The organism is Ruegeria sp. BG5, assembly GCF_056538425.1.
The window spans coordinates 41,249-62,825 of sequence record NZ_JBQFTC010000007.1; the positions used below are offsets into that span (position 1 = coordinate 41,249).

Annotated in this window: 22 protein-coding genes, 1 other RNA gene and 1 riboswitch; of the genes, 12 read left to right on the forward strand and 11 right to left on the reverse strand. The window is 60.3% G+C overall.

The features are described from left to right. Nucleotide 1: 1 nt before the first annotated feature. The gene (locus ACR0KX_RS17825) at nt 2-1,912 is read right to left on the reverse strand and encodes an extracellular solute-binding protein (protein ID WP_170624530.1); all 1,911 of its coding nucleotides are present in this window, start codon (nt 1,910-1,912) and stop codon (nt 2-4) included. A gap of 170 nt (nt 1,913-2,082) precedes the next feature. Next, nucleotides 2,083-2,598, reverse strand: a complete 516-nt coding sequence (locus tag ACR0KX_RS17830) for a c-type cytochrome (RefSeq protein ID WP_170624701.1) — start codon at nt 2,596-2,598, stop codon at nt 2,083-2,085. A 120-nt stretch (nt 2,599-2,718) separates the two neighbouring features. Here ACR0KX_RS17830 and ACR0KX_RS17835 point away from each other — a divergent pair, with 120 nt between their 5' ends. Next, nucleotides 2,719-3,552: a prephenate dehydratase gene (locus tag ACR0KX_RS17835; RefSeq protein ID WP_170455103.1), complete on the forward strand. Its 834-nt coding sequence runs from the start codon at nt 2,719-2,721 to the stop codon at nt 3,550-3,552. Between the two features lie 53 nt (nt 3,553-3,605). On the opposite strand, the gene ACR0KX_RS17840 is transcribed toward ACR0KX_RS17835, so the two are convergent. Further along, on the reverse strand, nt 3,606-4,073 hold the full coding sequence (locus ACR0KX_RS17840; RefSeq protein ID WP_170624532.1) for an SRPBCC family protein: 468 nt from the start codon (nt 4,071-4,073) through the stop codon (nt 3,606-3,608). A gap of 33 nt (nt 4,074-4,106) precedes the next feature. Further along, on the reverse strand, nt 4,107-5,090 hold the full coding sequence (gene nudC, locus ACR0KX_RS17845; protein ID WP_170624703.1) for an NAD(+) diphosphatase: 984 nt from the start codon (nt 5,088-5,090) through the stop codon (nt 4,107-4,109). A 227-nt stretch (nt 5,091-5,317) separates the two neighbouring features. Between nudC and ACR0KX_RS17850 the strand changes: the two genes are divergently transcribed. Beyond that, complete coding sequence (locus ACR0KX_RS17850; RefSeq protein WP_480708647.1) at nt 5,318-7,150, forward strand: bifunctional 2',3'-cyclic-nucleotide 2'-phosphodiesterase/3'-nucleotidase; 1,833 nt, start codon at nt 5,318-5,320, stop codon at nt 7,148-7,150. Between the two features lie 39 nt (nt 7,151-7,189). Continuing rightward, nucleotides 7,190-7,288, forward strand: an RNA gene (gene ffs, locus ACR0KX_RS17855) — signal recognition particle sRNA small type. Between the two features lie 29 nt (nt 7,289-7,317). On the opposite strand, the gene ACR0KX_RS17860 is transcribed toward ffs, so the two are convergent. Then, complete coding sequence (locus ACR0KX_RS17860) at nt 7,318-8,175, reverse strand: alpha/beta fold hydrolase (protein WP_170455109.1); 858 nt, start codon at nt 8,173-8,175, stop codon at nt 7,318-7,320. Nucleotides 8,176-8,333: 158 nt separating this feature from the next. Beyond that, a riboswitch (cobalamin riboswitch) is annotated at nt 8,334-8,554 on the forward strand. Nucleotides 8,555-8,641: 87 nt separating this feature from the next. Here ACR0KX_RS17860 and ACR0KX_RS17865 point away from each other — a divergent pair. Next, nucleotides 8,642-9,049: a hypothetical protein gene (locus tag ACR0KX_RS17865; protein WP_480627320.1), complete on the forward strand. Its 408-nt coding sequence runs from the start codon at nt 8,642-8,644 to the stop codon at nt 9,047-9,049. Here ACR0KX_RS17865 and ACR0KX_RS17870 read toward each other — a convergent pair. Next, a complete protein-coding gene (locus ACR0KX_RS17870; RefSeq protein WP_480627321.1) occupies nt 9,041-9,553 on the reverse strand; it encodes a protein-tyrosine phosphatase family protein in 513 nt (170 codons plus the stop codon). The genes ACR0KX_RS17865 and ACR0KX_RS17870 overlap by 9 nt on opposite strands. Nucleotides 9,554-9,726: 173 nt before the next feature. Here ACR0KX_RS17870 and ACR0KX_RS17875 point away from each other — a divergent pair, with 173 nt between their 5' ends. The 4 genes from ACR0KX_RS17875 (at nt 9,727) to recR (ending at nt 13,614) form a co-directional block, all read left to right on the forward strand. Further along, nucleotides 9,727-11,484 (forward strand): DNA polymerase III subunit gamma/tau, encoded by a 1,758-nt coding sequence (locus tag ACR0KX_RS17875; RefSeq protein ID WP_480708648.1) that lies wholly within the window; start codon nt 9,727-9,729, stop codon nt 11,482-11,484. A 31-nt stretch (nt 11,485-11,515) separates the two neighbouring features. Continuing rightward, nucleotides 11,516-12,385, forward strand: a complete 870-nt coding sequence (locus tag ACR0KX_RS17880) for a TauD/TfdA family dioxygenase (RefSeq protein WP_170624537.1) — start codon at nt 11,516-11,518, stop codon at nt 12,383-12,385. Nucleotides 12,386-12,614: 229 nt separating this feature from the next. Beyond that, nucleotides 12,615-12,959 carry a YbaB/EbfC family nucleoid-associated protein gene (locus tag ACR0KX_RS17885; protein ID WP_039529126.1) on the forward strand — a complete coding sequence of 115 codons (345 nt, stop codon included), beginning with the start codon at nt 12,615-12,617 and terminating at the stop codon, nt 12,957-12,959. 61 nt (nt 12,960-13,020) lie between these two features. Then, nucleotides 13,021-13,614 carry a recombination mediator RecR gene (gene recR, locus ACR0KX_RS17890; RefSeq protein WP_170624540.1) on the forward strand — a complete coding sequence of 198 codons (594 nt, stop codon included), beginning with the start codon at nt 13,021-13,023 and terminating at the stop codon, nt 13,612-13,614. Between the two features lie 20 nt (nt 13,615-13,634). Here the strand turns inward: recR and ACR0KX_RS17895 are convergent, their stop codons facing one another. Further along, a complete protein-coding gene (locus tag ACR0KX_RS17895) occupies nt 13,635-14,303 on the reverse strand; it encodes a hypothetical protein (protein WP_170624542.1) in 669 nt (222 codons plus the stop codon). 190 nt (nt 14,304-14,493) lie between these two features. Here ACR0KX_RS17895 and ACR0KX_RS17900 point away from each other — a divergent pair, with 190 nt between their 5' ends. Continuing rightward, nucleotides 14,494-14,982 (forward strand): hypothetical protein, encoded by a 489-nt coding sequence (locus ACR0KX_RS17900; RefSeq protein ID WP_170624544.1) that lies wholly within the window; start codon nt 14,494-14,496, stop codon nt 14,980-14,982. Here ACR0KX_RS17900 and ACR0KX_RS17905 read toward each other — a convergent pair. After that, nucleotides 14,979-15,638 carry a ribonuclease T2 gene (locus ACR0KX_RS17905; protein WP_170624546.1) on the reverse strand — a complete coding sequence of 220 codons (660 nt, stop codon included), beginning with the start codon at nt 15,636-15,638 and terminating at the stop codon, nt 14,979-14,981. The two genes, ACR0KX_RS17900 and ACR0KX_RS17905, sit on opposite strands and share 4 nt — an antisense overlap. A gap of 123 nt (nt 15,639-15,761) precedes the next feature. Beyond that, on the reverse strand, nt 15,762-16,781 hold the full coding sequence (locus ACR0KX_RS17910) for a hypothetical protein (RefSeq protein WP_170624548.1): 1,020 nt from the start codon (nt 16,779-16,781) through the stop codon (nt 15,762-15,764). A gap of 484 nt (nt 16,782-17,265) precedes the next feature. Between ACR0KX_RS17910 and ACR0KX_RS17915 the strand changes: the two genes are divergently transcribed. Further along, the gene (locus ACR0KX_RS17915; RefSeq protein ID WP_170455127.1) at nt 17,266-18,030 is read left to right on the forward strand and encodes a DUF1013 domain-containing protein; all 765 of its coding nucleotides are present in this window, start codon (nt 17,266-17,268) and stop codon (nt 18,028-18,030) included. A 51-nt stretch (nt 18,031-18,081) separates the two neighbouring features. Beyond that, nucleotides 18,082-18,471, forward strand: a complete 390-nt coding sequence (locus ACR0KX_RS17920; RefSeq protein WP_170455129.1) for a hypothetical protein — start codon at nt 18,082-18,084, stop codon at nt 18,469-18,471. A 56-nt stretch (nt 18,472-18,527) separates the two neighbouring features. Here the strand turns inward: ACR0KX_RS17920 and ACR0KX_RS17925 are convergent, their stop codons facing one another. Continuing rightward, nucleotides 18,528-19,559: a permease gene (locus tag ACR0KX_RS17925; RefSeq protein WP_170523984.1), complete on the reverse strand. Its 1,032-nt coding sequence runs from the start codon at nt 19,557-19,559 to the stop codon at nt 18,528-18,530. Continuing rightward, entirely contained in the window at nt 19,552-19,860 is a 309-nt protein-coding gene (locus ACR0KX_RS17930) for a winged helix-turn-helix domain-containing protein (protein WP_170455133.1), read from the reverse strand. Before ACR0KX_RS17930 ends, ACR0KX_RS17925 begins: the two co-directional genes overlap by 8 nt. 131 nt (nt 19,861-19,991) lie before the next feature. Here ACR0KX_RS17930 and pdxR point away from each other — a divergent pair, with 131 nt between their 5' ends. Beyond that, a complete protein-coding gene (gene pdxR, locus ACR0KX_RS17935; protein ID WP_170624550.1) occupies nt 19,992-21,452 on the forward strand; it encodes a MocR-like pyridoxine biosynthesis transcription factor PdxR in 1,461 nt (486 codons plus the stop codon). The last annotated feature ends 125 nt before the right edge of the window (nt 21,453-21,577 follow it).

Below are 21,577 nucleotides of genomic sequence, written 5' to 3' on the forward strand. Positions count from 1 at the left end.
CTTAACGCAGCGCGCCTTTCGCTTTCAGCGCGGCTTCTTTCTCGGGGTTGATCCACCACAAATCCAGATGACCAAGCGAGTAAGGTGGCAGGTTTTCCGGGTATTCATACATGTCGTAATAGGCCGTCCAGTAGTCCGCGATATATCCCACGGGGATTACGAAGAACTCATACCGCAGTGCCCGATCCAGCGCCATAAGGGCTGTGTCCTGATCTGCCTGATTGTCCGTCTCGAATGACGCGTTGATGATTGCATCAACCAGCGGGCTTGCCAGTCCCGCAGGGTTGAACAAGCTAAAGGCCGCTTCCTCGGACCCGTACATCTGCAGCAAGCCGCCGCCGGTCGAGAGGAACGTGCCATACCGGGTCGAATACACCATGTCATAGTCGCGTTCCCGGCTGCGCAGGGTGTATTGGGCCGGATCGACCTTTTCTGCCGACGCATCAACGCCCAGCGCCTGAAGGTTCTGCACGTAGGTTTCGATCATCGTAGCTGTCGATGTGGGCAAATTCGATGGGTAAGGGATATTCACCTTCAGGGTCTGCCCCTCGGCGTTTCGGCGCAGGTTGCCATCGCCAACCGGCCATCCCGCTTCGTCCAGCATCTTGGACGCCTTGCGCAGATTGCGACGGTCGTTCAGCCGCGCCGAATTGGATTCATGCGCCATGATCGCCGGTTCGGACAAAAAGTCCACAGGTACGACATCCCCCAGCGTTTCCAGAAACGCCAGTTCATCCCCTGTGGGAACATCCTGCGCCTCCAACGGCGTGCCTTGGACAAAGGAACTGCGAGGTGAGTTCAGACCGAACAGCAGGGATTCGTTTGCCCATTCGAAATTGAAGGCCAGCGCCAGCGCCTTACGTACGTTTTTGTCTGCAAACTGCGGTTTGCCCAGATTGAACACAAAACCAGACGGGGTCGGCGGGCTGCCATCCGCGATCTCATCCTGCACAACCGAACCTTCGGTCAGTTTGGGGAAATCATAGCTTGTCGCCCAGAGCTTGGGATCGCTCTCGATCCGGATCGTGTATTCACCGGCCTTGAAGCCTTCGAAGGCTGCGGTCTGGTCTGCGAAGTATTCGACGCGAATGGTGTCGAAGTTGTTTCGCCCAATATTGAATGGCAGATCCTTGCCCCAGTAATCGTCACGCCGTTTGTACACGATCCGACGATTAATGTCGTAGCTGTCCAGTTTATACGGGCCCGACCCCACGGCCACTTCTAGGCGGGGTTCGTCCAAACGGCGCGAGTCGTCCGCCTCGAACCAGGCTTTCGAAAACACCGGCGTGGCCCCAACGGTTTCGATCAGGCTGCGTCGCGTCACCTCGGGGTTAAACGTGAATTTGACCGTGTGGTCATCCAACGCCTCGGCCCCCGTGACCATGCGCCCTACCGCTTGCGCGTATGACGGCAACCCCTGTTCGATGAACAGACGGTGGCTGTAAACCACATCCTCGGCCGTAACCGGGGTGCCATCCCAGAACATCGCCTCGGGCCGAAGGTGGAAAATGACGTAGTTTCGGCCTTCGTCATATTCCAGGCTTTCCGCAAGGACGCCATAATACTGACCCACGCTGTCATCTGCACTTTCGAACAGGCGGTCATATTGAATGGTGGTCAAGGCTCCGCTGCGGCCTTTGCGCGAATAAGGGTTCAGCGAGTCGAATGTTCCAGACGCCGCCAATGACAACTCTCCGCCTTTCGGCGCATCCGGATTGACGTAGTTCAGATGCGGATAATCGGCCGGATAGTCCAGATTTCCAAAGTAGGAATACCCGTGGCTGCGCGTGATGTTCTCGTCATTCGCCTGCGCAATTCCTACCGATCCAAAAGCGGTGGCTGCCATCATTCCCAGAACCGCCCCCCAATGCCGAACGGTCATCTCGCGCGAAGCAGGCAGGAGGGGTTTCATATGGCTCGTCCTCTGGATCGTTGTCATCTTCTATGTCGGTCCGGCTAGCTAAATCGCCAGCCTTGGATGATTCAAGTTTAGAATGCGTGAACGCTTTGTGAAGATTTTCGGCACAAAAAAAGCCGCTGCACAAGGCAACGGCTTTGGGATTTTCACATTCGTGAGGGCAATCAGTTGCCGATGGTCTGCAGGTAAGCAATCACATCCGCGCGCTCTTGCGGCTTTTTCAGGCCCGCAAAGCTCATGGTCGTGCCCGAGATATAGTCGCTGGGGCGTGTCAGGAACGCGTCCAGGGCTTCGGGTGTCCAGTTGCCGCCATGCGCAAGCATGCCTGCCGAGTAACCGCCAAAACCCTCGGCCGTGCCCAGCGGACGGTCCACTACGCCGTACAGGTACGGGCCGGTGCCGTTTGCGCCATCTTCCAGCTTGTGGCACGCGGTGCACTTGCGGAAGACTTTTGCGCCTTTTTCGACGTCGGCGGCGGCCAGCAGATCCTCGAATACCACCTCTTCGCCGTCGGCGCTTTCGCCCGAACTTTCGGTTTCGATGATATATGCGGCCTGCGCATCACCGTGGCCACCATGCGAATGGTAAAGGATGTCGCCACCCCATTTGGCAAGAAGCAGCACCAGGAAAGTGCCGAACAGGCCTGCTGCGGCCTTGGTAACTGTCATCGTGTCGAACATTGATCGCGTGTCCATTTCAGCTGTCTGTGCAGGTGTCTAAGGCTTCCCCTGACGAGAGGCAAGGTATAGACACCGCGACGAAACGCCCAATTCTGGAACTTGTTGCACGGAATCGACCAAATGACCAATCGCATTGCTTTTCAAGGCGAACCCGGCGCCTACAGTCACGAGGCCTGCCGCAACGCGCGCCCGGAAATGGAGGCCCTGCCCTGCCGCACCTTCGAGGATGTGATCGAATCGGTCCGCTCGGGCGAGGCTGATCTGGCGATGCTGCCGGTGGAAAACACGACCTACGGGCGGGTGGCCGATATTCACCGGCTGTTGCCGCACAGCGGTCTGCATATCATCGAAGAGGCGTTTGTTCGGGTGCATATCAACCTGCTCGCTGTGCCGGGTGCAAAGCTGGAAGACATCACCGAGGCGCATTCGCATCTTGTGCTGCTGCCCCAATGTGCAGGGTTCCTGCGCGAACACGACATTCGCGGACGCGTCAGCCCCGATAACGCACGTGCCGCGCGCGAAGTGTCCGAGGCCGGTGACATTCATTCCGCCGCGCTGGCCAGCGAACTGGCCGGAGAGATTTACGGCCTGAACGTTCTGGCCCGCCATATCGAGGATCACGGCGACAACACCACGCGCTTTTTGCTGATGTCCCGCCAGGCCGACCTGTCGCGCCGGGGGGCGCATGAGATGATCACCAGCTTCGTGTTTCAGGTGCGCAACATCCCGGCCGCGCTATACAAGGCCATGGGCGGCTTTGCCACCAACGGCATCAACATGACCAAGCTGGAAAGCTACATGCTGGACGGCTCGTTCACAGCGACGCAGTTCTACGCGGATATCGTCGGGCACCCGGACGACCGGAACGTGCAACTGGCCATGGACGAGCTTGAGCACTTTACAACCAATGTCGAGATCCTGGGCGTCTACCCGGCAGCGCAACCGCGCGGTTGATGTTAGGTAGTCCCGTTTGGGTTGGGTGGCACACTGGCCGCCTGAGCCGCGCCCTAAGCCCCGTGTTTATGGCGCTGCTCCAGCTCTCGGGCGAACTCGCCCAAGCGGATTTGGAATTGCTTGCGGAAACGGGCCTGCCCCAGCTTCATTGATTGCAGCAGAAGGCGGGCAGGCAGTGATTTCGCGCTTAGGGACATTTCGACGCTCAGGCGGGTTCTGCGTTGTGACAGAGCCAGAAAATCAACGGTGGTAATGCCGCTCATGCCTTTGCTGTTGGCTTCGAACCGCATCTGCGCAGGACGGTCGCAATCGGTCATCACAACAGACATCTGACGCGGCTTGCCGCGCAGCTTGAACTCGGTCTCCCAAGTGGCGCCGGCCTCGACCGGGACGCCTTGGGTTGTGCGCCGAACATCGATGCCGCGCCGCATGGCCATACGCTCGAACCGTTCGAAATCGGCAACCATTTCGAATACCGAATTGATCGGGGCTTCGATATCTTCGCGCGCTGAAAACTGCATGTCTGCCTTTGCTGCCTTTTGTCCAGTTTTTCCTTAGTCCAGCGTGTCCGCAAGCCAGTTTTGCAACAGAAAATGCGCGATGGCCCCTTTTCGAGCGGGCAGCAGGGTTGGATGCTCGCCTGCGAAAGCCTGCATCATTTCCGTTTTGCTGACCCACATCGCGTCTTCAATCTCGACCGGATCGATCAAGATGTCACGCGACAGCGCCTCGCCCGCGCAGCCGAACATCAGCGAGGCCGGGAACGGCCAGGGTTGGCTGGACAGGTACGACACCGTGCCGACCGGCACGCCTGCCTCTTCCATCACCTCGCGCCGTACGGCGGCCTCAAGCGTTTCGCCCGGTTCGACAAAGCCGGCCAGCAGTGAATACATCCCCTCGGGCCAGCCGGGCGAGCGGCCCATCAGCACCGCGTCACCATGGGTGATCAGCATGATGACAACCGGGTCCGTACGCGGAAAATGCTGCGCGCCGCAGGTCGGGCAACTGCGCTGCCACCCGGCCTGCGAGATTTCACTGGGCGCACCGCATTTGGCGCAGAATTTATGCGTTTCATGCCAGCCGATTACCGCCTTGGCCGTCGCCGCCAGTTCGGCATCAAGGGGCGACAGGCGAGTCATGATCCGGCGCAATTCGGCAAAGACATGGCCTTCGGGCAGGTCGGGATGTTGCTGTTCGGTCTTATCGACAAACGCGCCAACACCGGTCAGGTCCAGCCCTTCGGCGGCCCAGTCCGAAATATCCAGCGCAAACAGTGGGGCATCTGAAGCATCCAGCCCCAGAAAGATCGGGGCAGAAACAACTCCGCCGGGTCCGCACGTGATCAGGGGATGAGACATGGGCTGCAAAGCCAACCGATCCAGCCTGTCACCCTGCACCAGCAGTTTACCGCGCCACAACAGAACACATCTGGCTGCCGGATCGCCTTGTGCTTGCGACAACTTCTCGGCGTCGCCCCGAATATGGGCTGCACGATTCAGACCCGCGCCACCGAAAGTCACCTGTTCTGCATTTATCATCACCTGCCCCTTCGGCTTTGCTGACAGGGCTGCCATGACTGCCCCGGCGTTGCAATGGCCTTTCGCGGTGCCGGGCCATGCGCGGCCAGAGGCAATGCTTGCACAGGCCTGGAAACATTGGCATTAAGTCTACCAATTGTTGATTTTGATTTAGCACCAGCATCCAATAGTAGAATTCAAGAGTGAAAACTGGACCTTTTAGACCGGGTCAAACTGAAAGTTCGGATGTGCATATTCGTATCCTCGCGACAACTGATCTGCACATGAATCTGACCGGTTTCGACTATTACTCGGATCAGCCGGACCCCACGATTGGATTCACGCGAACCGCCAGTCTGATCCGCACGGCGAGAGCAGAAGCAGACGGCGCGCTTGTTTTGCTGTTCGACAATGGCGATGCGCTTCAGGGCACGCCGCTGGGCGATCAGGCGGCACAGGACCCTGACGGCCATCCAATGATGCAAGGGTTTGCGGCCCTGCACTATGACGCCGTCGGGCTTGGCAATCACGATTTCGGCTTTGGGTTGGAGGTGCTGGACACTGTCCTTGATCAGGCTCCATGTCCTGTCCTGTGCAGCAATATGCGCCGCCGGTCGGAGGTTTCGCAAAGCTGGCAGGGCCATGCGGTGCTTGACCGATCGATTTCGCTGAACGGGCAAGACATTCCCATCCGCGTGGGCGTGTTGTCGGTTCTGCCCCCTCAGACCACGCAATGGGAAGCGCATCATCTGGGCGATGACATCGCGGTCGAGGACTGTCTGAGCGCGGCGCGACGCACCGTGCAGACCCTGAAATCGGCGGGGTGTGATCTGGTCATCGCGCTGGCCCATTCCGGCCTCGGTCAGGATCAGGAAGCACCGGGGCTGGAGAATGCCGTGATCCCACTGGCCGCCATTGACGGCATTGACGCCCTAGTGGCCGGGCACACACACCTGACCCTTCCCGGCAACGACCACCGGGGGCTGGCCCATGTCGACCCTGAGGCCGGATTGGTCCATGGCAAACCGGTTGTCATGCCCGGGTCCGCAGGAAATCATCTGGGCGTGATTGATCTGAACCTGTCCCACTCTGCCGATCTCGGGTGGCAAATCACCGACCAGCAGGTCGGGTTGAGACCGCTTCGCCAAAACAACTCCGCCCCTGAAACGCCAGAGGACCCCGACATGGTCCGGCTTTTTGCACCCGTGCACGCCCGAACCCGCACCAAGATGGCCGAGCCGGTGGCGCGAATCGCAAAACCGATGCACAGCTTTTTCAGCTTTTGCGCCGTTGATCGGGGGCTGGCATTGGTGGCCTCGGCGCAGGCCGCCGCCTTGCGCCCCTATCTGTCCGGCACCGCACTGGCCAATATGCCCATGTTGTCCGCCGTTTCGCCCTATAAATGCGGCGGTCGGTCCGGGCCGCGCTATTACACCGATGTCCCGGCGGGCGAGGTTTGTTTGCGCCACATTGCGGACCTTTACGTCTTTCCGAACGAACTGAGGGCGGTGAAGGTCAGCGGCGCTCAGGTGCTGGACTGGCTTGAGATGTCGGCGGGTCTTTTCAACACCATGCGTCGCGACGCCGAGACCGATCTGATCGACCCCGGTCGGGTTGGGTACAATTTCGACCTTCTCTTTGGCCTGACCTACCAGATCGACCCGTTCTACCCGGCCCGGTTTGACGCTCAGGGGCAGTTGATCGACAATTCTCACCGCCGCATCCGGCAGGCCAGAATTGACGGGTCTACGCTTGACCCCAATCAGGATTTTGTGGTCGCGCTCAACAATTACCGCGCCAATGGTGGCGGGCATTTCCCGTTTGTGGAAACGGCAGAGCCGATCAACCTGCCTGCAATAGATATCAAGCGAATCCTACGCGATTATCTGACCGGGTACCTGCCCGCCGACCCGCTGTCTCAGGCGGTTTATCCGTTTTCGTACACGCCGCAGGCCGGGGTTCAGGCAATCCTCAGTACGGGGCCCGGCGCGCTGAAGTACCTGCCCGAATTGCAGAACTACGACCCTATCGTTCTGGACCCGGACCCGCAGGGGTTCGAACGCATCCGGCTGACACTCTGACGGGTTGTCATTTTCCCCAGGCTTCCCTATATCAAGCGCTGAGAGGTTGGCGCGGGCGAGCGCCTCGCCAACCTGGTCAGGTCCGGAAGGAAGCAGCCACAACGAGCCCCGCTTGGGTCGATGTCCAACCTCTCACCTTTCCCCCACGTATCCGCTCATCAGCACAATCAGGCAACCAACCGGGGCCAGATTGCCGAATTCCGGCGGGCAAATGCGCCGATATGGCCGATCTCTTTCACTCCGAACTCCTTGGGTGACAACAGGTGCCGCCGCGCGTCCGGCCCATACAGATCCACCAGACGCCATACGGCTTGTGGCGGGACGGTCTGATCGTCGTCGCTGGTGAACAGATCTACCGGAACACCCAGATCCGCCCAGCGCGCCAGTGGCAGTTTTTGCCCGATCTCAGGCACATAATTCAAAGGTGCGGTGCACCACCTGCGCCATTGCCAATAGACAGAGCCCGGCAGATCGGCACCGAACCCAATGGCTTTGCCGGGCAGATACCCCAGGGCTTTCACAAGCAGCGGTACATGCCCATGCCAGAACGCCCAGGCCAACCCCCGATAGGGCCATGGGTGATCGGACAGCGTCACCAACCCCGAGCAAACACAGATCATCCGGTCGATCTGGTCGATATCCGGCTGAATCGGCCCCAGCATTCCGCCGACGGAATGACCAATGCTCCACTGCCGGGCGTCGGGAAACCTTCGGCGCATCTCGGCCCGTGCTGCGGGCATATCGATCAGGGCCCAGTCCGACATCGTGACCTGCGAGTCGCGCATGGGGCCGGAAACAGAGTGACCGAAATCGCGATAGTCATACGTCAGGCAGGCCATGCCACGCTGGGCTGCCAACCACCGGGCAAAGTGCTGGTAGTAGTCGCGCGGCACACCGGTCGCCCCGTTCAGAACCACCACCGTGTCGGGATCAGTAAAAGGCCGATACATCCGCGCCGACAGCTGGGCCGGACCAGCGGGAAACTGGAAATCCTCGATCTTCACGTGCTGCTGCGTGTCCAACATCGAACCTGCGGGCCTTTCTGAACCAATCGGTTTACCTGCCCAAGAGGCACAACAACCCGCAGCCGAGTCAACCCTGCTGCCACTTGACCACACGTCGCCCGGCACAAGACTTGTGTACGTGACACCCAAAACCGCGCTTGACTCAGAACGCGAACAGACGCTAGCGGTTGTGTGATGGTTTCCGATCCACACAATGGGTCGGGATGAAAAGGGAACACGGTGCGGTTCTGCCCGGTCAAACCGGAACGAACCAAGGCCGCGACTGCCCCCGCAACTGTAAGCGGTAAGCGATGCCGGAATGCCACTGGCCGAAAGGCTGGGAAGGTCGGCAAAGCAACGACCCGCAAGTCAGGAGACCTGCCATCATCAACGTAACCGAAACTCGGGCGGGGTGTCCGGGCAGGTCCTGACAGCGCATAGCTGAACCGCCTGCCAACGTCCCCGTCCGCCGCGCGGAGGGCGCAGGATGATCTGGAAGACAAAAACCCACAAATACGTGGCGACCATTTGCCAACGCACAGGCGGGCCCTGCCCCGCAATGGCGCGCATGGCGCGCGCGCTGGCCGAGGCAATGAACAAGGCCGACCACGTCACCAGCGAAGGATTTGAAATCGAAGGCAGCAGCGACCTGACTCATTGCGCGCAAGGGTGCATGGCCCGCTTTCGCGCAGGACCTGAACAGATACGCATCTTCTGCGGGACCGAGGCGGACACGCCGATCCAAACGCTGGATACATATGCCGACCTGATTTTTGACGAGACATGCGCGGCCCTTCCGTCCGGGGCCTTGCCAAGAACACCTTGCGCCATGCTTGAGGTCTTGGCCCTGAGACCTTCAAGACCAGTCCAGGAACCGGCACGGGTATCAGCCTGAGCGCGCATCCAAAGGTGCGTGGGTCGCATTCGTGGCCCATGCCATCTGCTCGTCGGTTTCCACCGCGCAGGGGCGCAGGGCCCGCAACCGGGCCAGCGCCTTGTCTGCCGGTTCCCCGCATTCCAGCATCAGGCGCAAGACCACCATACCGGATCGCCCGCACCCACCCCGGCAATGCACCAGCACCCGGCCACCGCCGGACAAAGCCTGCCGCGCCGATGCGCTGACCGACCCCCACCGATCCTGAACGGCGCGCGGCGGGGCGCCAAAATCCTCGACCGGCAAATGAACCCATCTGCTGGCGCGGCCCTGAATGTCACTGCCAAAGGTCCGGGCCCCGTCCTGCAGCATCTCAACTTCCGTGGTCATCGAGATCACAAGACCGGGTTTCCAATCCGCAATAGTATCCAGATCGCCCGCGTAATCTCCGCCGCGTCCCGGCATCGAGGTCAGCGCAAGTGTTCCGCCTCCGACTTGCAGCGCGTAGACGACCAGTTGCGACATCAAAGATTTCCTCCCAAACCCAAGCCTGCTTGTAAAATGTGCTTCAAAAATACTGAGATTCCAGTTTACGCCGATCTCGGGTCTTTCCAAACCAAATTTCCCCGACCCTGCGGTGGACGCGGGCGGCAGCGGCCACTACGCTGCGACGACGTCCCGAATCCGCCAGAGCAGACATGACCGACACAGACAGCCCCGCCTATCAGGTTCTCGCCCGCAAATACCGTCCGGAAACCTTTGCTGATCTGGTGGGGCAGGATGCCATGGTGCGCACGCTTAAGAATGCGTTCGAAGCCGACCGCATAGCGCAAGCCTTTGTCATGACCGGCATTCGCGGCACCGGCAAGACAACCACGGCGCGGATCATCGCCAAGGGCATGAACTGCATCGGCTCCGATGGTGCGGGCGGCCCCACAACCGAACCCTGCGGCGTCTGCGAACATTGCACCGCGATCATGGAAGGCCGCCATGTCGACGTGATGGAGATGGACGCCGCCAGCCGTACCGGCGTCAATGATATTCGCGAGATCATCGACAGCGTCCGCTACCGCGCCGCCTCGGCCCGCTATAAAATCTATATCATCGACGAGGTTCACATGCTCTCGACCAGCGCCTTCAACGCGCTGCTCAAGACGCTGGAGGAACCGCCCGAGCATGTGAAGTTCATCTTCGCCACCACCGAAATCCGCAAGGTGCCGGTGACGGTTCTGTCCCGCTGCCAACGCTTCGACCTGCGCCGGATCGAGCCCGAGGATATGATCGGCCTGCTGCAAAAGATCGCCAGCGCCGAAGGGGCCGAGATTGCCGAGGACGCGCTGGCCTTGATCACCCGCGCGGCCGAGGGGTCTGCCCGGGATGCAACCTCGCTGCTGGATCAGGCGATCTCGCACGGGGCCGGGGAAACTACCGCCAATCAGGTCCGCGCCATGTTGGGACTGGCCGACCGTGGCCGGGTGCTGGACCTGATGGATATGATCCTGCGCGGCGATGCCGCCGGGGCCTTGACCGAGCTTAGCGCGCAATATGCCGAAGGGGCCGACCCGCTGGCGGTGCTGCGTGATCTGGCCGAGATCACCCATTGGGTCTCGGTCGTCAAAATCACGCCGGACGCAGCCGAGGATCCGACGGTATCCCCTGACGAGCGCGCCCGTGGCCAGCAGATGGCTGACGCCCTGCCCATGCGAGTACTGACCCGCATGTGGCAAATGCTGTTGAAGGCGCTGGAGGAGGTCTCGGCCGCCCCCAACGCCATGATGGCCGCCGAAATGGCAGTGATCCGTCTGACCCATGTGGCCGACCTGCCCAGCCCGGAAGAACTGATCAAACGTCTGCAGGATACACCTGCGCCACCAAATGGCGGACCGGGCGGCGGTATGCCGATCCACGGTAACGGCACGGCACCGGTTGAAGCGCGCGCAGCACCGACCTATGCGCCTGCGCCTCGCGGGGCAGGGGGTGCTCCGGTCGCGGCGCTGGCCCAGGACACGCAGGCCGCTTTGGCGCGCTATCCCAGTTTCGATCACGTTGTCGAACTGATCCGCGTCAACCGTGATGTGAAACTGTTGGTCGAGGTCGAAAATGGCGTGCGGCTGGTTTCCTATCAGCCGGGACGCATCGAGTTTACGCCTGCGCCGCAAGCCCCGACGGATCTGGCCCCACGGTTGGGCTCGGCCCTGCAGCGGTGGACAGGCAATCGCTGGGCCGTGTCGATTGTGTCCGATGGCGACGCGCCGACGATTGCCGAGATTCGCGACAGGGCGGAACTGGCGCTGAAAGAAGAAGCCTCGGAACACCCGCTGGTTCAAGCCGTTCTGGCGCATTTCCCAAAGGCCAAGATCACCAGAATAGAAACCCCCGAACAACGCGCGGCACAGGTCGAAACCGAAGCCCTGCCAGAGGTCGAGGATGAATGGGACCCGTTCGAAGAGGATTAAGTCGACCCCCGCCCCATGATCGAGGAGCCTGATGCGCACAACCCCGCTGCACCCCAAATTCGGCCTGATTGTTCATGACGTCGACCTGCGCGAGGTCACGCAGGATAACCTCTACCCCCAGATCCGGCACGCCTTCGAAACGCATTCCGCCCTGCTTTTTTCGGGGCAGAGCATCTCGGATGACGATCACATGCGTCTGGGCGAACTGTTTGGGCCGCTGGAAAACCGGGAACAGATGGCGGCGGGGCGCGATGTGGAGTTTCAGGTGTCGGAACTGTCCAATCAGACAGAGGACGGCTTGCGCGCCCGCGACGATCTGCGCCTGCTGGATTTGCAGGCCAATATGCTGTGGCACACAGACAGCACATTCCTGCCTACCCCTGCACTGATCAATATTCTGACCGCCCTCGTGGTCCCACCCAGCGGCGGCGAGACGGAACTTGCCTCGACACGCGCTGCCTGGGCCGAGATGCCCGGCCACCTGAAAGAACCGCTGCAAGACGCCATCATCTGGCACAGGCTGTCGCATTCCCGCATGAAAATCGATGCCGATCTGGCAGCCCTGCCCCGGATGACCCGCTGGCCCGATCGGCCCTGGCGGGCAATCTGGCCGAACCCCGTGACGGGCGAAGAGGCCCTGTTCATAGCATCCCACGCCTTCGCCATCGAAGGGCTGGGGCACAAGGAAAGCCAGGCCATTCTGGACGAGGCCATCGCCTTTTGCACCCGGCCCGAATATGTCTATTCGCATCAATGGACCGCGGGCGACGTCCTGATCTGGGACGAGCGGGCGACGCTGCACCGTGGGCGGCCTTGGGATTACAACCATCCGCGCACGTTGCGGTCGATCTGCTGTTCCGTAACCGAAACGGACGGGCTGAACCGCGTTCGCATGGTGTGATCCGATTCCCGGAACACTCCCGCGCCCGCCACGGGCCATCGGCTGACGCCGATGCCCCTGAGCGGCCTTGGGCCCGGCAGCGCGCGGGCAAGGCCCGCGCGCTGCCGGGCCCAACGGAAGGAAAGGTCTTGCCAAAGACCTTGACGACGGGCGGGAGCATTTCTGACCCCTTGTGCCATGCCATCGCGGCCCGTATTTAGGCATCAAGCAAAGATACAGGAGAATTCGGATGCTCAAAGGACTCGGCGGTCTGGGCGATATGGCCAAGATGATGAAATCCGCGCAGGATTTGCAGACCAAAATGACCGACATGCAGGAAGAACTGAACACCATCATGGTGGTCGGTGAGTCCGGCGCAGGTCTGGTCAAGGCAACCGCCACCGCAAAAGGCGAACTCAAAGGCCTGGACATCGACCCATCGATCTTCAACGGCGACGACAAGGAAGTGGTCGAGGACCTGATCCTGGCCGCGATCAAGGACGCACAGACCAAAGCGGCCGAGCGTTCGCAGGCAGAGATGGCCAAGCTGACCGAAAGCATGGGCCTGCCCGCAGATATCAAGCTGCCGTTCTGATCTTCATCTTTTCCCAAATACTCCCGCCGGAGGCCTCCTCCGGCGCCACACAGGACAGGCCGTGAGTTCGAACAGCGACATTGACAACCTGATCGACCTGATGGCCAAGCTGCCCGGCCTCGGCCCCCGTTCGGCCCGCCGCGCGGTGTTGCACCTGATCCGCAAACGCGCCCTGCTGCTGACGCCCCTTTCGGACGCCATGCAGCAGGTCGCCGTCACCGCCCGCGAATGCCTGAATTGCGGCAATGTGGGCACCACCGACATCTGCGACATCTGCAATAACGAGGCCCGCGCGACAGGAGAGCTGTGCGTGGTCGAGGACGTTGCCGACCTCTGGGCAATGGAACGCGCCGGGGTGTTCAAAGGTCGTTACCACGTGCTGGGCGGCACGCTGTCTGCGCTGGACGGGGTCGGCCCGGACGAGCTGCGCATCCCCCGCCTTAAGGACCGCGTCGTGGCCGAAGGCATCACCGAGGTCATCCTGGCCCTGAATGCCACCGTCGATGGCCAGACCACCGCCCATTACATCGCCGATCAGTTGGAGGGGCAGGTCCGCCTGACCTCGCTGGCGCAGGGTGTGCCGATTGGGGGCGAGTTGGACTATCTTGATGACGGGACGATTACGGCGGCGTTGAGGGCACGGAAGGAGTTGTAACCGGACATGAGAGGCAAGCGTCAATACATGCCGTCCGTTTCGTCAATTAAGATTGGTGGTCCAAAATAATCCGCCCTAAAGCTGATCCTCACACCGCCTAGGTTTTCTATCCTTAACGTCAAACCAAGCGTTTCATTTCTGAACGAACCTTTTAGGTACCCTTCAAAGCCGTCAATACTACCGACCCACCCGTTTGCTTCGGACAACCTGTGCTCAGCCCACTTCTTTAGTTCTTCAACGCGTGTCCCGTCCAATAACAGCTCGGGCCAACTTGTGTTCTCGCAGTTGTAAACACCGTAGCCCGCATATGGGCTGCCCTCAGTTGCATAGGGCCAGTCAAAAACGTGCAATCGAGCTGCGAAATCACCTAAAACAAGATAGAACCCGTGGTGGTCTCCTTCCTTGCCGTCAGGTGTCCCGCCATTCCAAGCACTTTCACTTTTGGTCAGGAAGTAACCCAAGCAGACATCTGCTCCCCAAACTGCAAGATCCGAACTTTCAAACGGCTGCCATTCTTGGTCCCAGATAGGTGGATCAAGCAGAGATGGCCCCTTTCGGCATTCGTAGGTTTCGCAATACTCATGGGGTTCTAAAAAATACTTTTTGTAATCGTTGGAATCTGCGGAGACCGACGAAACCGCTGCTGCGGAAAAAGTACAAAGCACAAAAAGAAACCTGCTTGCTAGCATTCGGTAATACCTGTTTTGAAGATCAAACTGCTTTTGCCGGTGCAAAAAACCGGCGTTCAGTAAAAACTCACATCCGAATTAGGTTCGGTCAATCCAATGATCCGGCACAGCAACTAGATAACATCTTTGTTCAGCTTTGCGTGTCAAATAGAGTTCTGACTGAGCTAAAATTGATTCTGGATAAAACATAATGACCCGCCTTCTCGCCCTCACCCTCGCCGCCTTCACCGCAACCGCCACCCTCGCCCAACAACTCGTCGACAAAGGCTTTGTCGAAGGCTGGAACATCATGATGGACCCTGCGCTTGGGAACGGGTGTCTGATTCAGACGGTGTATCAGGACCTCTCGGTCGTCAGGCTGGGCTATGACGCGCTGGACAATCGCGGGTATTTCACCGTGTTCAACAAGGCCTGGGGCGAGATTGAACCCGGCCAAAGCTATCCGATCCGGTTCGAGCTCGACGGCAAAAGCTTTGATGCCACCGCAATCGGCTTCAAACAGGATCGTGTCCCCGGCGCAACCGTGTTCTTCACCGACCGGGAATTTGTCGCGGCGATTGCGCAGAACAAGACGATGACCGTCTATAACCCCGCAGGTGAAACCGTGATGGCGATTGATCTGAAAGGTACCGCGAAGGCGCTGGAATACGCGCGGGAGTGTCAGAACAAAACGCTCTAACGCACCGGATCGAACAACGCGTCCTTGGCGGTGCAGTCCCGGATCACATCCCGCCCGCAGGGAACCGGGTCCAGATCGCGGGACAGGCATAGGCGGACCTCTTCGATATAGCCTTGCTTGCAGGTGATGGTGATCATGTCGCGTTCCAGCCCCGGATTGGCTTTCAAGAACGCCTCTTCCACCACCGACGCGGGCAGTTTGACCGTTGCATCCAGCTTCCGGAACACCTCAGGCCGCTGAACACGGTCATAAGCCTCTCGCGACAGGGCGAAATAGGCTGGCGCGGACAGGCCCGAGCAGGTTCCGTGTTTCTTCCACTGGTGCCATGCAAGACCAGCGCTGCCCTGAATATCCTCCATCCCGCGGGTCATGGAGCGGGACGGCTGAGCCTCGGGCGTGCGGCAATAAGACGGCCAGCCCTGATGGAATTGCGGCCATAGCCCATGCAGAATCCATCCGTGATCATGCCGCGCATCGCATTGGTCGGACCCGCGCGCATCCCCTTCGCGGGCGCACCAGTTCGGCGACCAGCTGAGCGACAGGACATAGTAGTCAAATTCTCCGGCAGGTTCGCCATCTGCTCTCAGAACTGTGGGGGTTGCCACAGTGGCGGCAAATGCCAATGCGGCTGCAAGAAAGGTCAGAAATGACTGCATGAGGGGTATCGCGCCTGTAGAGCCTTGGGTATCGGCCAATTTAGCCGTCAGACCAGTGCGTAAGGCAAGGCCCATTCTGGCCACAGAATCGGCGCGCCGAATGTCCGGCACGCCAACGGGGGTTCAGAATTCATAAGCCAGCAGCGCGCCCAGTGTCTGGGTTTGCACACCCTCCTCATCGCCATAGCGATAGGCCAGCGACACACCCAGATTATCGGCCAGCGGCCATTCGGCAGATACGGTTGCCAGCGTATCTGTCCGAGCATTCTCGACATCGCGCACCACAAAAACGCCGGACAGAATAACCGGGCCAACCGGAACCGCAGCGCCCAGCGTTGCGTAAGTGGCCGAGTCCGGGCGGCCGTCGAATTCATCGAAATAGGCAACCTCGCCCAACAGCTCGACCTCGGTGCCGCCCGCGTCCAGCAGATGAACCAGCCCGAAGACAACGCCGGACTGGTCGGCCTGATCGCCTTCACCGGCGGCCTGTTCCTGTACCGCCAGCGTGTAGGCCGTGTTGCCGATCTCACCCGCCAGCGACAGGGTAACGGATTCAATGTCGCTGGTGTTGGACACACCGCCATCCTCCAGGCGCGTTTGCCCGCGTTCGGTGAACAAAGAGTTGCTGAGGAATGTGCGATCCGTGGTGAAGGCTGCCAGCGTCAGCGCGTGCTCTCCGCCCAGCCCCGAGAAGGGCACGCTGACCGAGGCACCGACCCGTTCGGTGATCTCGTAATCTTCTGCAAAATCAACGCCAAAAACGCCCGGTGCCAGATCCCAGGCAAAGCCGAAGCTGGGGTTGAATTTACCCAGTGCAACTGCGGCGGAGCCGAAATCATAACCAAAATACAGCTCTTCTGCGTAAAGGCCCTGATCTTCGAAAAAGCGGTCATTGGTGGCGTCTTCGACCGGCTCGTACACCAGTGTGGATTGTAGCGAGAACCGGTCGGTGAACTGATAGCCGAACGCGCCCTCGATGGTGGCGAAGGTATCGGTTAGCTCGGCATCTGGATCGTCGGCGTCAAAGGTAAAGTCGCTTTCCAGTTCGACGCTGATCTCGGATGAAAACCGGCTGTCCTGAGCAAATCCGGCGGTGGCAAGAACGAAGAACGGCAAGCTGAGAAGGCTGCTTGTGCGTGTCATGTAAGGTATCCTTTTTGGGTTCCTGTTCAGGTGGTCTCCAAAGGACCCAGCCGGATCGCATGCGCGCACGCACAACCGGGCCGCAGTCTTGTGCGGCACATAAGTGTTGGTCAGGGACGGTTTGGAAATCCTGGCTGAACAGAACGAACCTGTTTAGCGTGGTCCCGCCATATGATCCCGGCCCCGGGGCATGTCATATCGCGACGCTCGTGACAGAAACCTTGCTAAGCGGCTGTAATCAATAAATATTAGCCAAAACCTCACGGCCCGCTGCACAAGATCACACCGCGACGTGATGGGGCGTGACAGGCTTTGAAGCGGGTGGCGTTGTGCCCAACCAACAGCCGGGCGCATTCGGCCCTTCCCTTCTGGCCGTTGCGCGACTATATACGGGCCAAGTTCCCCGACAACGGAAACCTGCCCCAAGACCTCGGGGCCGCCGAATTCCGGCGACGGGACAGATGTATGTATAGGAGACGGGCTGATGGCAAAACCGCTTATGGCCAAGGCCACCGCCGTATGGCTGGTGGACAACACCACGATCAGCTTCAAGCAGATCGCGGATTTCGTAGGAATGCACGAGCTGGAAGTGCAGGGCATCGCCGATGGCGATGTGGCTGCTGGCGTGAAGGGCTTTGACCCGATTGCCAACAACCAGCTGACCCAGGAAGAGATCGACGCCGCGCAGAACAACCCGCTGCACAAGCTGAAGCTCAAGTTCAACCCGTCTGCGGCAGGCGAGGAAAAGCGCCGTGGCCCGCGTTATACTCCGCTGTCCAAACGGCAGGACCGTCCGAACTCGATCCTGTGGCTGGTCAAGTTCCATCCGGAACTGAGCGACGGTCAGATCGCCAAGCTTGTGGGCACCACCAAGCCGACCATCCAGTCGATCCGCGAACGCACCCATTGGAACATTGCCAACATGCAGCCCATCGACCCGGTTGCGTTGGGCCTGTGCAAACAGTCCGAACTGGACGCCGTGGTGCAGAAGGCCGCCGCGAAGAAAGCCGCCGAAGGCGGCGTCATGAGCGATGACGAGCGCCGCAAGCTGGTCTCGACCGAGCAGTCGCTTGAGATGGACGCGGCTCCGAAGATTCCGACGGCCATTGAAGGGCTCGAAACCTTCTCGCTGTCTGATGATCCGGAAGACGAGAAAGAAGACAGTGATCCGATCGTGGACGCCGACAGCTTCTTCAACCTGCCCAAAGGCGGCGGGGATGAGGAAGACGAGGATGATCTGCGCCCCTGATCCTGCCAGCCGCGGTCCGATCCGACCGGGGCACTGTCCTGAGGGAACCTCATGCTGAGCGTATTGTCTGCAGTTTTTGGCCCGCATCGCGCCGTGTCGATCTATGCCTTTCTGAAAACCTGGGGGCTGGGTTTGGCAGCGGCTGTGGTGATGGTGATCATCGTCAGCGGTCTTTATCTGCTGGGGGATGATGGCAAGCACGAACATCACTCGTTCATGACCGTCCCGGTGCTGTCCGCAACCGCGATCAATGGTGATCTGAAGAACGGCGTCATCGCCTCGGTCCGGTTGCCGGACGGGACGGCTGCGTCGATCACCTCGACCGAAGCGCCGGTGTCCCAGACGGTTGGCACCAGCGCCTGTGTTGAAAAACGGGTTTACGTCGAAAGCGGCGAGCCCAGATACCGGTTCAAACTTCCCAAGTTCTGCGAACCCGGCTGATCCGGGTCGCACCCAACAAAAAACCGCCCGGACCATGCGCCGGGCGGTTTTTTCGTTCAGATCATCTGGAACAGGATCCCGGCGACGATTGCCCCGCCGACCCCAAGGCCAAGATAGGTGGCGAAGACGCGCGGTTTCACCAGCGACCAGACTGCCGCCATAGCCGGGATCGAACTGACCGCTCCGGCAACCATAAAGGACATCGCGGCCCCTGCGGTCATCCCCTGCTCCATCAACCCCGCCAGAAGCGGCGGTGCCACGTAAGAGTTCAGGTAGGCCGGCATCCCAACCAGCGCCGCAACCACGATGGGCAGCACGCCTTCACCGCCCACAACGCGGGCAATCAGGTCGGCGGGCACGTAGCTGACCAGCAGTGCTTCGAGAACATAGGCCAGCGCCAGCCATTTCAGCAGGAAGACGCCGTTATGCACGAACTCAGAGCGGAACCGCTGACGGCGCTCGGGTTCCTGCCAGAATTTCCAGACCGGCTTGTCGTCCAGTTTGGGACCACAGCCGCAGCATCCGGCGGGCTTGTATTCCCGCAAGGGCTGGGCAAATGCGCCGCTGCGCATCAGCAGGCGGACAGCAAATCCTCCGAACAGGCCAAGCGCAACGGCGGCTACGGCCTTACCAATAGCAAAGGGCCAGCCCAGCGCGCCTGCCGTGATCAACAAAGTCGGCGGATCAATCAGCGGTGAGCTGAGCCAGAACGCCATCACGGCGGACAGTGGTGCGCCCAGCGCCAGCAGCCCCGCGATGAAAGGAATGACCTCGCAGGAACAGAACGGCGCAAGCCCGCCAAACAGGGCCGCCAGCAAGATCATCCGGGTTTCACGCCCCTCAAACGCGCGCGCCACCATGACCTCGGCCCCCGTGGCCTTGAGGTAGGACAGCAGCAAAACGGCAAACAGGATATACTGGCCCGTATGCGCCAGCGCCTTGGCTGCAAAGGTCACAACCTCAACCCAGTTGCCCGGATCCAACAGCGCCACCAGCGCCAGAATCGCAAAAATCAGCGCCCAGGGTGTCCTGATCAGATCCAACACGGCCTTGGCCGAGACCTTCGGGTTTTGCGTCAATTCAGCCATCGTTCGCGGCCTTCCCGACCTCATCGGCGCAGCATTCGCTGAGAATGAACTGCGCCAGATTTCGCAACTCGTCAAAGCAGGCGCGGTTGATCGTGCTGCGCCCGATTTTCTCCTGCTCGACCACACCACCAGCGGCCAGAAACCGCAGATGATGCGCCAGAGTCGATGGCGCGATTCCCGTGCGGTTCTGGATTTCGCCCACTGTCAGACCGGCCTCACCGGCGCGGACAAGCGTTTTCAGAACCTTCAGCCGCGCCTCGGACCCCATGGCCGAAAACCCTGCGGCAGCTGTTTCCCACATCTGAACTCTCCATTAAACTAGATTTCTAGTTATTTAGGTTGATTCCCTGTGCCCGTCAATCCGCACTGCAAATTTTCGGGAAAACCGTAAGTCCAGATTGCCCCACCAGTAAGTCCAATCTATAAGCGCCTATGGCAATCTCAATCGACACCTTCTTTCTTGAGCTTAACGGGCAAGGCACGCTGCAGGCGCAGATCCAGCAGATGATCGCCGAGGGCATCCTGTCCGGGCGGTTTCACGTGGGAGAAAAGCTGCCCTCATCCCGCAAACTGGCGGCGCATCTGGGTGTCAGCCGGATCACTGTCACGCTGGCCTATACCGAGCTTCTGGCGAATGATTATCTGACCGCAAAGGGGCGATCTGGCTATTACGTATCCGAGAATGCGCCCGTGCCGCCAAAATACACGCCGGTTCAGCGCAGCCAGGAAAATGTCGACTGGGACAATGCGCTGGCGCGCCGGTTTTCCGGCGGTGACATGCTGGCCAAACCCAGCGACTGGCGCACATATCGCTATCCTTTCATCTACGGGCAGGCCGACCGGACGCTGTTCGATCACGCCAACTGGCGGCTCTGCGCGGTGCGGGCACTGGGGCACAAGGATTTTGATTCCCTGACCGCCGACTATGCCGATCAGGACGACCCGCTGCTGGTCGAATTCATTGCCCGCCACACTCTGCCACGCCGGGGCATCACTGCCCGACCCGAAGAGATTCTGATCACGCTGGGGGCCCAGAATGCGCTGTGGCTGGCGTCGCGCATCCTGCTGGACCGCGGGCGCACGGCTGCGATTGAAGACCCGTGCTATTACGCGCTGCGGGAATTGCTGACCCATTCGGGCTGCACTATCGAGCCGATCCGCGTGGACAGCGACGGGCTGCCGCCTGCGGCACTGCCCGAAAGCACCGATGTGATTTTCACCACCCCCAGCCATCAAAGCCCGACAACCGCAACCATGCCCGTCAGCCGCCGGACCGAACTGCTGGAACGCGCCCGTGCCCTGAACGCGATGATTGTCGAAGATGATTACGAGTTCGAGATGGCCTACCTGAGCGCGCCGTCTCCGGCGCTGAAGTCGATGGATCGCGACGGGCGCGTGATCTATGTCGGCAGCTTTTCGAAATCGCTGTTTCCGGGGCTTCGGCTTGGCTACATGGTCGGGTCCGAGTCCTTTATCCGCGAAGCGCGCGCGCTAAGGTCGCTGGTGCTGCGCCACCCGCCGGGGCATGTGCAGCGTACAGCGGCCTATTTCCTGTCGCTTGGGCATTACGATGCCCAGATCAGGCGCATGTCCAACGCGCTGGCAAAACGGCGGGCCGCGCTGGATGACGCCGTGCAGACTCATAAGCTGGGCGTGGCCGGGCGCGGGCTGCTCGGCGGGTCGTCCATCTGGATGAAAGCCCCCGAACATATCGATACCACGCAGCTTGCCCGCAGGTTGCAGGATCAGGGTGTGCATATCGAACCGGGCGAGCCCTTCTTTTCGGGCGCGGACCGCCCCAAGAACTACTACCGACTGGGTTATTCCTCGATTGCGCCCGAACGCATCGCCCCCGGGATCAAGCAAATTGCCGATTCAATCCGGTCCGGCTAGGTCCAGACTGGATATATTCCGCTTTCCCGTCTGGCCCTAACGCCGACTGCACCCATGCGCCAAAACCATATCAAAGGCTGGGCAATGCACCCGGCCCAATTCACTCATGATTGGAGAGCGCACCG

Excerpts from the sequence above, each read along its gene's own strand:
- ACR0KX_RS17910 (WP_170624548.1), bottom strand. The coding sequence starts at position 16,781 with ATGACACGCACAAGCAGCCTTCTCAGCTTGCCGTTCTTCGTTCTTGCC.
- ACR0KX_RS17830 (WP_170624701.1), bottom strand. The coding sequence starts at position 2,598 with ATGTTCGACACGATGACAGTTACCAAGGCCGCAGCAGGCCTGTTCGGC.
- ACR0KX_RS17930 (WP_170455133.1), bottom strand. The coding sequence starts at position 19,860 with ATGTGGGAAACAGCTGCCGCAGGGTTTTCGGCCATGGGGTCCGAGGCG.
- pdxR (WP_170624550.1), top strand. The coding sequence starts at position 19,992 with ATGGCAATCTCAATCGACACCTTCTTTCTTGAGCTTAACGGGCAAGGC.
- ACR0KX_RS17860 (WP_170455109.1), bottom strand. The coding sequence starts at position 8,175 with ATGTTGGACACGCAGCAGCACGTGAAGATCGAGGATTTCCAGTTTCCC.
- ACR0KX_RS17880 (WP_170624537.1), top strand. The coding sequence starts at position 11,516 with ATGCGCACAACCCCGCTGCACCCCAAATTCGGCCTGATTGTTCATGAC.
- ACR0KX_RS17920 (WP_170455129.1), top strand. The coding sequence starts at position 18,082 with ATGCTGAGCGTATTGTCTGCAGTTTTTGGCCCGCATCGCGCCGTGTCG.
- ACR0KX_RS17905 (WP_170624546.1), bottom strand. The coding sequence starts at position 15,638 with ATGCAGTCATTTCTGACCTTTCTTGCAGCCGCATTGGCATTTGCCGCC.
- ACR0KX_RS17840 (WP_170624532.1), bottom strand. The coding sequence starts at position 4,073 with ATGCAGTTTTCAGCGCGCGAAGATATCGAAGCCCCGATCAATTCGGTA.
- ACR0KX_RS17915 (WP_170455127.1), top strand. The coding sequence starts at position 17,266 with ATGGCAAAACCGCTTATGGCCAAGGCCACCGCCGTATGGCTGGTGGAC.
- ACR0KX_RS17875 (WP_480708648.1), top strand. The coding sequence starts at position 9,727 with ATGACCGACACAGACAGCCCCGCCTATCAGGTTCTCGCCCGCAAATAC.
- ACR0KX_RS17835 (WP_170455103.1), top strand. The coding sequence starts at position 2,719 with ATGACCAATCGCATTGCTTTTCAAGGCGAACCCGGCGCCTACAGTCAC.
- ACR0KX_RS17885 (WP_039529126.1), top strand. The coding sequence starts at position 12,615 with ATGCTCAAAGGACTCGGCGGTCTGGGCGATATGGCCAAGATGATGAAA.
- ACR0KX_RS17900 (WP_170624544.1), top strand. The coding sequence starts at position 14,494 with ATGACCCGCCTTCTCGCCCTCACCCTCGCCGCCTTCACCGCAACCGCC.
- ACR0KX_RS17895 (WP_170624542.1), bottom strand. The coding sequence starts at position 14,303 with ATGCTAGCAAGCAGGTTTCTTTTTGTGCTTTGTACTTTTTCCGCAGCA.
- ACR0KX_RS17925 (WP_170523984.1), bottom strand. The coding sequence starts at position 19,559 with ATGGCTGAATTGACGCAAAACCCGAAGGTCTCGGCCAAGGCCGTGTTG.
- nudC (WP_170624703.1), bottom strand. The coding sequence starts at position 5,090 with ATGATAAATGCAGAACAGGTGACTTTCGGTGGCGCGGGTCTGAATCGT.
- ACR0KX_RS17825 (WP_170624530.1), bottom strand. The coding sequence starts at position 1,912 with ATGAAACCCCTCCTGCCTGCTTCGCGCGAGATGACCGTTCGGCATTGG.
- ACR0KX_RS17870 (WP_480627321.1), bottom strand. The coding sequence starts at position 9,553 with ATGTCGCAACTGGTCGTCTACGCGCTGCAAGTCGGAGGCGGAACACTT.
- ACR0KX_RS17865 (WP_480627320.1), top strand. The coding sequence starts at position 8,642 with ATGATCTGGAAGACAAAAACCCACAAATACGTGGCGACCATTTGCCAA.